Here is a 13266-nt window from a genome sequence, read left to right on the forward strand (position 1 = left end):
TGCGCGCGTCCACTGCCCGCCCTTCTCCTCACCCGGCCCCGCCGCCAGCGGCACGCCGCCTCCCATCCATCTCTCAGGAGCGCCCATGCAAGACCCCATCAAACCCATTCCCACGCCGGACCAGAAATTCCACGACGGCAACCCCGCCACCGGCGAGCTCGGCACCATCGTCAGCGCCGACTGGCTGAACAATGTGCAATCCGCCCTCCAGGCCACCCAACAGGAAGTGCTGTCGGTGCTCAAGGACACCGGCCAGAACGCCGACCCGGCGCGCCAGGACCAGCTATTGCAGGCTGTGAAGAAAATCGCCTGGGGCGGCAACAACAAACCGACCACCCTGGCGGGGTATGGCATTACGGATGGTTTGACGCTGCGGCCCCAGCTCGGTGATAGGGTCGATTTGAACAACATCACGGACGACGGCCTGTACCACAACCCTGCCAACGCTTATGCCGCCAACGGTGCCAATTACCCGGTGCCGTACGCCGGCCTGCTGTTCGCTTTCTCCGATGGCGAGATGGTCTACCAGCAATATCAGTCCTTCAACAATGCCGGCTGCTGGTACCGCTGCCGCTACCGCGGCAACTGGACCCAATGGCAAAAACTAGCCGATGCCGCCACCACATTGGCCGGCTACGGCATCACCGACGGCGCCACCAAGGCCGAGCTGAAAGCGGCGGTGGATGGCCTGGTCAGCGGCGCGCCCGGCGCCCTGAACACGCTGCAGGAGCTGGCAGCGGCGCTGGGCAACGACAACAACTTCGCCGCCACCATCACCAACAAACTGGCCGGCAAGTCCAGCTCGCTGGCCGGCTACGGCATCAACACGTTGGCGCTGTCCACCGCGCAAACGTCGCAGATCTTCAAAACCACGCCCAACGTCTACGACAACAATCTCTACACCAATGGCACGCTGGAGCTGCGCTCCACCGGCACCGACTTCCCGTCACTGGGCCTACACCGTCCCGGCAACAGCGCGGTGGCGCTGGTGCACAAGAACTATGGCGACGATACCTTGATGCTGAAGGAAGCAGGCGGCGGCGAATATCGGGTGTGGCATTCCGGAAATGACAGCCAAATCATCAAGAAACGTCGCTACCGGATTCATGCTGATGACGGCACATCCCTCGATACCTCGATCTCCGCTGGCGAAATGGGCTTCAACTATGGGACTTCCAGCGGCGTCAATGGCCCGTTCATCGCCTTCGGCGGCCTAGGCGGCAGCATCGACTACTCCTGCCAGCTAACAGCCGATTACGGCAGTGGCAGTATCATGCGTTTTCGCACTCGTAACGACGATGCAAAGAAATGGAATGCTTGGCATACACTGGTACATGAGGACAGTCCCGCATTCCTAGCAAAGGCCGACAAAGCCTCCACACTAGCCGGCTATGGCATCACTGACGCGGCCAGCAAAAATGAAATGAATGCTGCGGTTGACGGCGTAATTTCCCCAAGAAATGCCGTGTTAACCACAGCGCAAACCACCGCCATCGTCAAAACCACACCCAACCAATATGACCCAAATATTTATGCCCGCGGCACCATGATGTTGCAGTCAACGGGAGATGACTTCCCATCGCTCGGCTTGCACCGTCCAGGAAAATCAGCCGTAGCGCTGGTCCATAAGAATTACGGCTCCGAAACCTTAGTACTCAAGGAAGCCTCTGGCGCAGAATACCGTGTTTGGCACTCCGGAAACTTCAATCCCGGCCCCTCCTTAGTACAAGATATCCGGCTGGGTGCCATGGAAAGCGTCATGATCTGGAATGGACCAGGTTACTCCGACACTGCTGGTTATGTCATAACAGGTGTGGTCAATGGCAATACCGACGCCTTCCCTGACGTGGTGCAACGCCGCCCATTGCAAAAACAGATCAACGGCACTTGGGAAGGTCTGAACAAGTCTCCAATCTTCCCGTAAACTGACTCCCCCTCAGTCAGATCCAGGACGCCAGCATGCGACAGCAGATGACCTTCACCGATCTCGAACTCGCCGCTAAGAAGAAGCGCACCCGCCGCGAAATCTTTCTGACAGAGATGGATCAGGTCATGCCTTGGGCGCAGCTCGAAGCCGTCATCGATCCAGTGTATCCCAAGCCTGGCAACGGTCGCCGCCCCTACCCGTTGTCCGCCATGCTGCGCGTCTACTGCCTGCAGCACTGGTACAGCCTGTCCGATCCCGCCATGGAAGAAAGCCTGTACGAGATCGCCTCCATGCGCCAGTTCGCCGGCCTCTCCCTGGACGCCGTCCCGGACGAAACCACCCTGCTGAACTTCCGCCATCTGCTGGAAAAGCACCAGCTGACCCACGCTCTGTTTACCGCCATCCACCAGCATCTCTGCGACAAAGGGCTGATGTTGAAGCAAGGCACCATCGTCGATGCCACCCTGATCCACGCGCCCAGCTCCACCAAAAACGCTCAGGGCGAGCGCGATCCGGACATGCATCAAACCAAGAAGGGCAATCAGTGGTACTTCGGCATGAAGGCCCATATCGGCGTCGACGCCCAGTCCGGCTTGGTGCATCACGTGGCCGGCACCCCCGCCAATGTGGCGGATGTCACGATGGTCGATCAGTTGTTGCACGGCGAGGAAATCGATGTGTTTGGCGACGCCGGCTTTGCTGGCGTGCACAAGCGAGCCGAACACCAATCGCGAGCGGTGCGTTGGTGGATTGCGATGAGGCCCGGCCAGCGCAAAGCGCTGACCGATTCAGCCGACGACCGGCAGATCCAGCTGGGCGAAATGGTCAAAGCCAAGATTCGGGCCAAAGTGGAGCATCCGTTTCGGGTCATCAAGCAGCAGTTTGGCTACCTGAAAACACGCTACCGCGGTTTGAAGAAGAACACCGCGCAACTGATGACGCTGTTTGGGCTGGCCAACATCTGGCTGGCGCGAAAGGCCTTGCTGGCGGCGAGTTAAAAGGCCGGATGACCGGAAGCACCCGGTCATCCTCATGGCGGGCGATCTGGAATTGGTGGGTGAAATGCAACCGAAGCCCCGCGAGAAATTGCATTTCTGTTTGCGTGGCAGGTTGTTCAGACCTTCCCTTGGTATACCATTTCCTCTATCTAAGGCGATTCCCATGAGACAGCTACTTAATCTGAAACAATATACCCCTGACAATGCGATGCCGAATACGCTGTATCTTCGTGATGGCAATGGGGAAGACTGGTATCAATCCCAAAAGAAATTCTCTCCCAGCACATTGAAAATAGTTTACGAAACCGATGGTTCCATTCGCTCTTTAGCGCAGGATATTTCAACGCTCTGGCCTTGTGGCGCATCCCTGGTTGAGCTGGATGTCAACAATGTGCCTACAGACTTGCTGGAACGACAATTTGATTATCGTTATATCGATGGCAAGATTGTTGAAAGATCGCTGAAAGAAATATCCACCCGAGAGGCTATCGCGATAGACAACATTGCTGCCCAGCTGTACAACGACTTGTCCCGATTTGACCAAGAGTACCAAATACGCGAAGTTGAGGCTAAAGAGTTGAAACAGTCCGGCTATAAGGCTACACCCGGAAATTACATGGCGACATACATCCAGGCAAGTGGCAAAACCATACAAGAGGCGTGTGAAACTGTACTGTCGAATGCCCAGGCACTGCGCGTACAAAAGGAACAACTGGCAACGGAACGAATGAGGAAACTGGAACTATTCAAGCAGCCTACACTTCAGAATGTGAAAAACCTCTCACTGGAAATCATTTCCAATCTTAAAAAGATCGCTATCGGAGCTTAGTAGCATCTAAAAACAGCCACTCCGAATCAGGAGTGGCTGTTTCCCTTTAGCACTGACATTCGTCCACTGAGCCGCCACGCCGGCTTCCCGCACAATCGCCGTCATTCCGAATCAGCGACATCTGTCATCGGCCCCGGCGGCCGATTTCTCATTACCAGCGGGAGGCGCTTTCCATGCAAGACCAGCTCAAACCCATCACCAGTCCGGACGGCCTGTTCCATGACGGCAACCCCGCCACCGGCGAACTCGGCACCATCGTCACCTCGGACTGGCTCAACGGCGTGCAATCCGCGGTGCAAACCACGCAGCAGGAACTGCTGTCCGTCATCAAGAGCAACGGCCAGAACCCTGACCCGGCGCGCAAGGATCAGCTGCTGCAAGCGGTGCAGAGCATCGCCTGGGGCGGCAATCAAAAGCCAACTACATTGGCGGGGTATGGCATTAACGATGGGGCGAGCAAGGCTGATCTACAAAGCGCAATCAGCAATCTGGTAGCCGGCGCGCCGGGCGCTTTGAACACCTTGCAGGAGCTGGCGGCAGCGCTGGGCAATGACGCCAACTTCGCGGCGTCGATCGCTAAACTGCTTGCCGGCAAGGCCGACAGGGCATCCACTCTGGCCGGGTATGGCATCAGCGATGGCGCGACTTCAACTCAAGTCAATGCCGCCGCTCCGGCTGGCATGGTGGCTTATTTCGCGATGAAGGATGCGCCGACCGGCTGGTTAATTGCCGATGGTTCAATGAAAAGCTGCAAAGACTATCCTGCTTTGTTCACTGCTATTGGGGCTATATTCGGTGGGGATGGCATAAAACAGTTCCAACTACCTAATTTACAAGGTGAATTCATTCGAGGTTGGGATAGAGGCCGTGGAGCCGACCCCGACTCCACGCGCGGTCTGGGTTCATTGCAAAACCATGACTTCTTAAGTCATAGTCATGCCAGCCCAACCACAAATGGCATCCCTACAACTCCCGGCAGAGAGGTTGGCACAAACATGGGAACAGGCATCGACTATGGCGATGGGGTCGGCCCCGTACCCACGGACAAGACCGGAGGAGCAGAAACTCGCCCCCGCAACATCGCCCTGCTCGCCTGCATCAAGTACTGACGCCCGCAACGTTCCACGTGAAACCGCGCCTGTTCAGCGCGGTTTTTGCATGGTGCGGCACAGTTCAGCGCAGCACCACCAGCGCGGTGCCGGCGCAGCTGACCGCCGCGCCTATCCAGGCCAAGGGCGGCGGCGGGCGGCGCAACGTCACCCACAGCATGGGCAGGATCAGCACCGGGCTGAGCGCGGACAGGATGCCCACCGTGGCCACGTTGGCATGCTGCAAGGCCAACATGATCAGCGTCATGCCCAGGCCCAGCGCCACCAAGCCGTTCAGCGCGGTCTGGCCCAGCATGCGCGGCGTGTACGGCCCGCGGCTTTTCGCCAGGCGCCAGCCGCTGCACCACAGCAGATAATGCGCGCCGCAGCTGACGCCCATGCGCAGCGCCGACGCGGTCACCGGCTCCAACCCAGCCGCCATCGCCGGTTTGGCGAAGAAGGTGCCCAGCGCCTGGCACAACGCGGCGGCCAGGCCCAGCGCGACGCCGGCGGCCAGCTTGTCGTTGCGCTCCCATACGTGGGCGTCTACTTCGCGCCGGCCAAAGGCCACCGCCAGCAGCACGCCGCCAAACACCAGCGCGCTAGCCAGCATGGCGCCGGCGCTCAGGCGTTCGGACAGAAACAGCACGCCCAGCAGCACCGAAAACACCGAGTGAGTGGCGAACAACAAGCCGGTGCGGCGCGGCCCCAGCCGGTTCATCGAGGCGAACATCACCGTGTCGCCCAGGAAGATTCCAGCCAGGCCGGAAATGAGAACCGGCCACAATGCGGCGGCGCTGATGCTGTGCCAGCCGCCGGACAGCAGGCTGTAAGCGCCTAATACGATGGTCAGCAGCGTCAGCCGCAAGCGGGTGAAGGCGAAGGGGCCGAAATGGCGGGAGGGCGCGGCGCCCAGCAGGCCGCCCAAAGCCCAGCAGCCGGCGGCGCCGACTGCGGCAAAGTCATACCACATCATGCATCCAATAAATAAATTTCAACGCGCTCTTTGCCCTTGCCGACATTGCGGCGCTTGAGGGCGATTCGCCCCACCTCGCCGCTGCGCTTGAGGTGAGTGCCGCCGCAAGGCACGCGCGCGAAACCGGGCAGCTCCCAGTAGCGGCGCTCGGCCGCCTCGTCGGAAAAGGCGCTGGCGATGGGCAGATCGGCGTCGATCAGCCGCTGCGCCTCGGCGGCAATAGCGGGCAGCAAGGCGGTGATGGCCTGGTCCAGCGCGAAGTCTATTCGCGCCTTGTCCTCCGCGATATGCGCGCCTATCTTCTCCGCGCCGGCCGCCTGGCGGCAGATCAGCTCCAGCACCAGCTCGGCGGCGAAATGCAGCCGCATCAGCCGGTAGCGGCGCGGCCAGTCTATTTTCACCGCCACCTCGGCACCGGCTTGCAGGCCGTGGTCCGGCGCCAGCGTATAGACGATGTCCCGCCCTTGCCTTTCCGCCGCGCACACGGGGCGGCCGCCTATGCTGCCGCTGTCGCTCTCCTGGCCGCCGGAGAAGGCATAGAAGATGGTGGCGTCCAGCCACACCCGCTCGCCCTCCACGCGTCGGACGCGGGTCAGGAGTTCAGTCTGATACGGATCGCTCCAGAATTGCTTGCGGGTCATGCCTGCCGACGCCTTCGCGACATCCATCAAGCGCCGCCCGCCTGGCCTTCATGCGCCAGCCGCTGGTAAACCTCCTGCTCCAGCTTCTCCATCAACCGCTCCGGTCTGGATAGCGGCGTGAAGCCGTATTGCGCATACAAGCCGTGGGCGTCGGCGGTGGCCAGCATCATGCGGCGCAGGTTCTGCAGCTCTGGATGCGCCAGCATGGCGGCCACGATCTGCTTGCCTATGCCCTGCCCGCGCCATCCATCCAGCACCAAGATATCGGCCAGATAGGCAAAGGTGGCGCGGTCGGTCACCACCCGGCCAAAGCCGACTTGGCTGCCCGCCTCGTCATAGGCGCCAAAGCATAGGGAATGCTCAAGCGAGCGTTCGAAGATGTCGCGCGGCAGCCCGCGCGCCCAGTACGACTGCTGCGACAGATACCGGTAGATCCGCTCGCGGTCCAGCCGCCGCGGATCGCAATCGATTTGCACCGCCATGGCCGCTCCCTTGCGCTTGGAAAAAGCCTAGCCTAAACAAGTTGCCAGGCCCAAACAAGCGTTTGGCATGAAAACGATCTATTCATGCCAGAATCTGCCCAATTTATGGAATTTCATTCTCCTGTTTCACGTAGAAGGCCGTTGCCAGCCGAGGAAAAAACTCGCACGATAAGGGTTTGCCCATCGCCCTCTCGCCATGAACCCATTTCCGCTGCTGAGAAACCTGCTGTTCGCGCTGTTGGCGCTGGCCATCCTGCTATGGTGCTACGGCAGCTGGCAAAACCGGCCGGAGCTGGTTGAGGCCGCCATCTGGCTGGGCGATGCCCTGGTCATGGTAGGCGCCTATTTGCTGCCCACCTTCACCGCGCTGCTGGAGAGAAGCCCGCGGTTGCGCGCCGTGGCGCTGCTGAATGTCGTGGGCGGATGGCTGATTCTGCCATGGCTGCTGGCAATGGGCCTGGCGTTGAAACGCGACGACCTGGCCTGAGCGCCGCGCCGCACACCGGGCGACCCGCCGACGCAACAGGCGGGCGCAAGCATACCTAGAGGAGAAGACTCGTGTTCCAACATATCGACGCCTACGCCGGCGACCCCATCCTGTCGCTGGTGGAAGCCTTCGGCAAAGACGCCCGCGCCGACAAGGTCAATCTCAGCATTGGTCTGTATTACGACGAAGCCGGCCGCATCCCGCGGCTGAAGGCGGTGGAGCAGGCCGAAGCGCTGCTGGCCAGCCAGCCGCAGCCGCCGTGCACCTATCTGCCGATGGACGGTCTGGCGGCTTACCGCAACGCCATCCAGGCACTGCTGTTCGGCGCCGAACACCCGGCCGTGAAAAACGGCCGCATCGCCACGCTGCAGACGCTGGGCGGCTCCGGCGCGCTGAAAGTGGGCGCGGATTTCCTCAAGCGCTATTTCCCGACGTCCAACGTTTGGGTCAGCGATCCGACCTGGGACAACCACATCGCCATTTTCGAAGGCGCCGGCTTCACGGTGGAGCGTTACCCGTATTTTGATCCGGCCACCCGCGGCGTGGACTTCCTGGCCATGCTGGCCAAGCTGGAAACGCTGCCGGCCAAGAGCATCGTGCTGCTGCACCCCTGCTGCCACAACCCTACCGGCGCGGACCTGACCAACGCGCAGTGGGACCAAGTGGTGGCGGTGGCCAAGGCGCGCCAATTGATCCCCTTCCTGGACATCGCCTACCAAGGCTTCGGCGCCGGCCTGGAGCAAGACGCGTACGCCATCCGCGCCATGGCCGATGCCGGCGTGCCTTGTCTGGTCAGCAATTCCTTCTCCAAGATCTTCTCGCTGTATGGGGAGCGCTGCGGCGGCTTGTCCGTGGTGTGCGACGACGCCTCCGAAGCGGCGCTGGTGGCCGGCCAGCTGAAAGCTACCGTGCGCCGCAACTACTCCAGCCCGCCAACGCATGGCGCAAAGGTGATTTCCGCCGTGCTGAACGATCCGGAATTGAGGGCGCTGTGGGTATCGGAAGTGAATGAGATGCGCGAGCGCATCCAGGCGATGCGCGGCGTGCTGGTGCAGGTATTGAAAGAAGCGCTGCCTGAGCGCGACTTCGGCTACCTGATGAACCAGCGCGGCATGTTCAGCTACACCGGCTTCAGCCAGGCCCAGGTGGACAAGCTGCGCGAGCAGTTCGGCGTGTATCTGGTGGGCAGCGGCCGCATGTGCGTGGCCGGCCTCAATACCGCCAACGCGCCCTATGTGGCCCAAGCATTCGCTAAAGTACAGTAAGCAAGCGCCTCGGCAGGCGCGTCGCATGCGCGGCGGCCTGCCGTTCTAGTTGCAGCCGTTCATTCGCCCGTGCAGGGCGAACACGGCAAGCCGGAGTCATAAGCCACGCCCCGGCCCATCCACCGACGCGCCGCCCGCCGGCCGTCCTTCAACAGGAGCGACGATGCAAGCCGAGATCCATATCCATACAGCCGCCCCCAGCCGAGGCTGGGGCTGGATAGCCGACGGGTTCCAGCTGTTCCGCCAACAGAAATGGCCTTGGGTGGGCATGTCCCTGCTCTATGTGCTGATCTGGGTGGGCATGTCCATGCTGCAAAGCTTTGGCCAAGTGCTGCTCAGCAGCAGCATGCCGCTGTTCGTCGCCGGCTTCCTGCTAGCGGCCCAAAAGCGTAGCCTGGATCAAAGCATAAGCGTAGCGGACCTGTTCCTGGGTTGGCGGCTGCATTTCCGCCCGCTGGCCGGCTACTGCCTGTTCCTGCTGCCGATCAGCATCGTGAGCGAATACATCGCCCAGAATCTGCTGCAAAGCCACGGCGTTCAGCATACGCTGCTGATCGCGGCGGAAATCGCCCTGCTGCTGTTTGGGCTACTCTGCTCTTTCATTCCAGCCTTGCTGATCTTCAACGGCGTGGGGTTCTGGCAGGCGCTGTCGCTGAGCGTGCACGCCGTGCTGCGCAATTGGCAACCCATGCTGTTGAGCCTGCTCGCCTTTGTGCTGCTCGGCCTGCTGACCCTGCTGACGCTGGGGCTGGCTTTCCTGGTGCTTTTTCCGGTGATGTACCTGGCGCTGTTCCTGTCCTGGCGCGAAATTTTTGGCGCGGAAGCCGCCTGAGCCTTATGGGCGGCCGACAAGCCGCCTTTTTCATGCCCGCGCCACACCGCGCCAGCCGCGCCGGGCCGTTTGCGCCGCCAGCATCAGCCAGTCGGCGTCGTCCTCCAGCTCGGCCAAGCGCAAACAGCTCAGCGCCAGCTTGATGCTGTGATCGTCGGCCTGGGAACGGGCCTGCGCGGCGATTTCCCCGACATCGGCCAGAGCCATCTTCCCCGGCCGCGCCAAAACCGGACAACCGTTGTAGATATAAATGCCAAGCAGCGCCGCCTGCATCTGCAAAGCCGCGCTGTCCGGCACCTCGCTCATGCCATGGCCGCGCGCCAGGCTCAGCGCCGCCTCCCAGCCGGTGAGCAGGTGCAGCGCGTCAAACTCATGCCGCGCCTGGAACAACAGGCGGGCGTAGCGCCGTTGCTCGCGCGCGCTGGCCAGCAGGCCCGGAGGCAGACGTTGCGGCACATCCGGCAAGGCCAGCGCCGCCGCGATGTCGTCCGAGATCAGCCGTCCATCGTCCGGAATGGGCAAAGGCGCGGCCTGCCAGTCGCGCAGCACCTCGCCCAGGCCCAGCGGCGTAGTGGCAAGGCCAGGCAAGGGCAGCAAACGCCAGTGCGACAGCGCATAAGCCAAGGCAGCGTCGATTTCCGGCTCCACGCCGCCGCGCAGCGCATAGGCCAAGCGAATCACGCCATGGAACGACGCGGATGCCGGCGCCGCCAGAACCAGCTGCAAACGGCTCGGCCAATGACGCCCCCACTCGCCGCGCCCGCGCTCACAGGCAAAACGCCGCCGCCACGCGCCTTCGCTCTGCGCATCGCCCAGCCAGCCGCGGGTATCGCCGATATCGCGGCCATCGTCCGGCAGCGGCTCCAGATGGCTGCGCCGCGCCGCCAGCAAACGCAACTCGGCGTCGCTGGCCCCCAACTCCGCCAGCGCCTGCAGGGTCATCGGCAAATGATTGCTCAAACCGCCACGGTAGCTGCCGCTGTAAGGCAGCAACTCAGTCAACATATCGCTCAGCATGCCTCGCTCCATGGGGAGGTTTACGCTTACAGTCTGATCTCCAATTCCACTTAATGCCAATTGGATTTCAGGATGGCAGCGATAGCAAAGCGCAATGCCAACCATGGCCTTGGTTTGGCCGCGACGCCGCTCAAGCGCAAACAAGCGGCAAACCATTCCTGCCTCGCTGGCCAGGCTTTACGTTTCTTTGCAAACCGTCCTTGCCGCTAGAAACTTGCACAACATCCAACCATTAGAATCTGCCGATCTAACCCTATGAGGCGGCCAAGGCGCAGCCGTCCTAGTGTCTCCAGAAGAGATTTGCAGCATGCGTAACCTTGCCCACCACATCCTGCCGACTTCCGCCACCATGCTGGGCGTGTGCATGACCGTCATCCCCATCATCAAACTGATGAAAGTGGGCCATGTAGGCACCATCATCGACGAACTACTGGCCGACGACAGCGTCATCTTCCTGATCAGCGCCTTGTTGTCTTACTTATCGATACGGCGCCCCAATTGGGGCCGTTTGGAACGGCATGCGGACATCGCCTTTGTCTTTGGCTTGTGCGGCATGTCGGTATGCGCGGTGTTGCTGTCTTTCGAATTGCTGTAAATCCGGCTCAAAACGACACAAGGGCAAGCCTCCCGGCCTGCCCTTGCTTTCCATCACCCTAAACGAATGACGCGCATGCGGCGGAACGCCCCGGCAACGCCGGGGCCTCCGCCCTACTTTACAGCGACGGCAATATGCTGCCGCCAATCAAACCATTGAAACGGCCGCTGGCCACCAGGACGGCGGCTTTTTCGATGTCCGGCGCGAAGTAGCGGTCCTTGTCGTAGAACGCCACCTGCTCGCGCAGCATCGCCTTGGCCGCTTCCAGCTTATCGCTGGACTGGTTAGGCGCGCGGAAGTCTATGCCCTGGCATGCCGCCAAAAGCTCAACCGCCAGGATGCCGGCGGTGTTGCCGGCCATGTCGCGCAGGCGGCGGCCGGCGAAAGTGGCCATCGACACGTGGTCTTCCTGGTTGGCGCTGGTGGGCAGGCTGTCCACCGAGGCCGGGTGCGCCAGCGACTTGTTCTCGCTGGCCAGCGCGGCGGAGGTCACCTGGGCGATCATGAAGCCGGAATTGACGCCGCCGTTGTTGACCAGGAAGGGCGGCAGCTTGGACAGATTGCTGTCGATCAGCAGCGCCATGCGGCGTTCGGACAAGGAGCCGATTTCGGCGATGGCCAGCGCCAAGTTGTCGGCGGCGAAGGCCACCGGTTCGGCGTGGAAGTTGCCGCCGGACAGGATGTCGTTGTCGCCGGCGAAAACCAGCGGGTTGTCGGAAACGGCATTGGCCTCCACGCGCAGCACCTCTGCCGCCTGGCGGATCTGGGTCAGGCAGGCGCCCATCACTTGCGGCTGGCAGCGCAGGCTGTACGGGTCTTGCACCTTGCCGCAGTTTTCATGCGATTGCTCGATCTGGCTGTGCGCCAGCAGCTCGCGGTACAGGCGGGCGGCGTCGATCTGGCCTTGATGGCCGCGCACCGCATGGATGCGCGCATCGAACGGGGTGCGGCTGCCCAGCGCGGCCTCCACCGACAGGCTGCCGGCCACGGTGGCGGACACATACAGGTCTTCCGCCGCGAACAGGCCTTCCAGCGCGAAGGCGGTGGATGCCTGGGTGCCGTTCAGCAGGGCCAGGCCTTCCTTCGGCGCCAGGGTGATCGGCTCCAGGCCTGCGGCGCGCATCGCCTCGGCGCCGGACACGCGCTTGCCGTCGACAAAAGCCTCGCCCTCGCCGATCAGCACCGCGCTCATATGCGACAGCGGCGCCAGGTCGCCGGACGCGCCGACCGAACCCTTCTGCGGAATCACCGGGTAGATCTGGCGGTTGAACAGCGTGACCAGGGCGTCTATGACCTGGCGGCGGATGCCGGAAAAGCCGCGCGCCAGCGAGTTGATCTTCAGCGCCATCACCAGGCGCACGGTGCTGTCTTCCATCGGCTGGCCAATGCCGGCGGCGTGCGACAGCACGATGGAACGCTGCAGCAGCTCCAGCTCGTCGGTGGCGATCTTGGTATTGGCCAACAGGCCGAAGCCGGTGTTGATACCGTAGACAGTGCGGCCCTCGGCCAGCACGCGCGCCACGGTGGCGGCGGAGGCGTCGATCTCCGCATGCGCGGACGGATCGATCTGCAATTGCAGGCCGGTTTCACGTGAAACACGGCGCAGCTCGGCCAGCGTCAGCTGGCCCGGTACGATGTTGAGGATGCTCATGGCTTCTGTCTCTCTTGCTTCTCTTATGTTTTGCTCATCGATGGCTGATCCGGGCCGGATTCAGCCGATGCGGGACCAGATCAGCGTCACGCGCTCTTTCAATCCCTGGCCGGACAGCTTGAGCCGTCCGTCCGGCAGGCGCTCCGCCTCGCGTCGCATGGTCTGGCCGATGACCGCCGGCGCGCTGGATTGCAAGGCGGTGTGGTAGACCACGCCCGGCTCCTTGCCCAGCCGCCAGCGGCCGGTATAGAAGTTGGATACCCGCTGCGCGTCTTCCGGGCTGGGATTGGCCAGCGGCTGGCGGTTCTGCGCCACGCTGACGTAGCCGCTGGCGGTGTAGATCAGCGTCCCGCTCTGCTCGCCAGGCCAATGGAAGGCCTCGCCGTTTTCACGGTGGACGATGAAGTCGTCCAGCTTCCATTCGCCGATCAGGTCTGATGCTTGCACTGCCATTTCTCCATGTATGCGAAGGCGGAAC

The 13266-nt window shown here is 62.1% G+C and carries 14 protein-coding genes; 8 read left to right on the forward strand and 6 right to left on the reverse strand.

Translation table 11 applies throughout. The features are described from left to right. The first annotated feature begins 85 nt into the window (after window positions 1-85). The 4 genes from BI343_RS17540 to BI343_RS17555 all read left to right on the forward strand — a co-directional run bounded on the left by BI343_RS17540 (window position 86) and on the right by BI343_RS17555 (window position 4863). Entirely contained in the window at window positions 86-1924 is a 1839-nt protein-coding gene (locus BI343_RS17540; RefSeq protein ID WP_071110683.1) for a pyocin knob domain-containing protein, read from the forward strand. A gap of 35 nt (window positions 1925-1959) precedes the next feature. Continuing rightward, window positions 1960-2925: an IS5 family transposase gene (locus BI343_RS17545; RefSeq protein ID WP_083340712.1), complete on the forward strand. Its 966-nt coding sequence runs from the start codon at window positions 1960-1962 to the stop codon at window positions 2923-2925. 163 nt (window positions 2926-3088) lie between these two features. Next, window positions 3089-3754, forward strand: a complete 666-nt coding sequence (locus BI343_RS17550; RefSeq protein WP_071110684.1) for a hypothetical protein — start codon at window positions 3089-3091, stop codon at window positions 3752-3754. A 173-nt stretch (window positions 3755-3927) separates the two neighbouring features. Beyond that, complete coding sequence (locus BI343_RS17555) at window positions 3928-4863, forward strand: tail fiber protein (RefSeq protein ID WP_071110685.1); 936 nt, start codon at window positions 3928-3930, stop codon at window positions 4861-4863. Window positions 4864-4927: 64 nt separating this feature from the next. On the opposite strand, the gene BI343_RS17560 is transcribed toward BI343_RS17555, so the two are convergent. The 3 genes from BI343_RS17560 to BI343_RS17570 are packed head-to-tail and all read right to left on the reverse strand — an operon-like array spanning window position 4928 to window position 6941. Then, window positions 4928-5818, reverse strand: coding sequence for a DMT family transporter (locus tag BI343_RS17560; protein WP_083341052.1), 891 nt, complete (start codon window positions 5816-5818; stop codon window positions 4928-4930). Next, window positions 5815-6459: an alanyl-tRNA editing protein gene (locus BI343_RS17565; protein ID WP_071110803.1), complete on the reverse strand. Its 645-nt coding sequence runs from the start codon at window positions 6457-6459 to the stop codon at window positions 5815-5817. Before BI343_RS17565 ends, BI343_RS17560 begins: the two co-directional genes overlap by 4 nt. A gap of 26 nt (window positions 6460-6485) precedes the next feature. Then, the gene (locus BI343_RS17570) at window positions 6486-6941 is read right to left on the reverse strand and encodes a GNAT family N-acetyltransferase (RefSeq protein ID WP_043625633.1); all 456 of its coding nucleotides are present in this window, start codon (window positions 6939-6941) and stop codon (window positions 6486-6488) included. Between the two features lie 196 nt (window positions 6942-7137). Between BI343_RS17570 and BI343_RS17575 the strand changes: the two genes are divergently transcribed. From BI343_RS17575 to BI343_RS17585, 3 genes are all read left to right on the forward strand, one after another. Then, window positions 7138-7428 (forward strand): superinfection immunity protein, encoded by a 291-nt coding sequence (locus BI343_RS17575; protein ID WP_071110687.1) that lies wholly within the window; start codon window positions 7138-7140, stop codon window positions 7426-7428. 71 nt (window positions 7429-7499) lie between these two features. Then, entirely contained in the window at window positions 7500-8693 is a 1194-nt protein-coding gene (locus BI343_RS17580) for an amino acid aminotransferase (protein ID WP_071110688.1), read from the forward strand. Window positions 8694-8856: 163 nt separating this feature from the next. Beyond that, window positions 8857-9525, forward strand: coding sequence for a BPSS1780 family membrane protein (locus tag BI343_RS17585; RefSeq protein WP_071110689.1), 669 nt, complete (start codon window positions 8857-8859; stop codon window positions 9523-9525). Window positions 9526-9555: 30 nt separating this feature from the next. On the opposite strand, the gene BI343_RS17590 is transcribed toward BI343_RS17585, so the two are convergent. Further along, entirely contained in the window at window positions 9556-10542 is a 987-nt protein-coding gene (locus BI343_RS17590; RefSeq protein ID WP_139165781.1) for a hypothetical protein, read from the reverse strand. 307 nt (window positions 10543-10849) lie between these two features. Here BI343_RS17590 and BI343_RS17595 point away from each other — a divergent pair, with 307 nt between their 5' ends. Beyond that, window positions 10850-11137, forward strand: coding sequence for a hypothetical protein (locus BI343_RS17595; RefSeq protein WP_071110691.1), 288 nt, complete (start codon window positions 10850-10852; stop codon window positions 11135-11137). A gap of 118 nt (window positions 11138-11255) precedes the next feature. On the opposite strand, the gene hutH is transcribed toward BI343_RS17595, so the two are convergent. Beyond that, a complete protein-coding gene (gene hutH / locus BI343_RS17600) occupies window positions 11256-12788 on the reverse strand; it encodes a histidine ammonia-lyase (RefSeq protein WP_071110692.1) in 1533 nt (510 codons plus the stop codon). Window positions 12789-12848: 60 nt separating this feature from the next. Next, window positions 12849-13241 (reverse strand): lipocalin-like domain-containing protein, encoded by a 393-nt coding sequence (locus BI343_RS17605; RefSeq protein WP_043625616.1) that lies wholly within the window; start codon window positions 13239-13241, stop codon window positions 12849-12851. Between the last annotated feature and the right edge of the window lie 25 nt (window positions 13242-13266).

The organism is Chromobacterium amazonense (assembly GCF_001855565.1).
GTDB classification, from domain to species: Bacteria; Pseudomonadota; Gammaproteobacteria; order Burkholderiales; family Chromobacteriaceae; genus Chromobacterium; species Chromobacterium amazonense.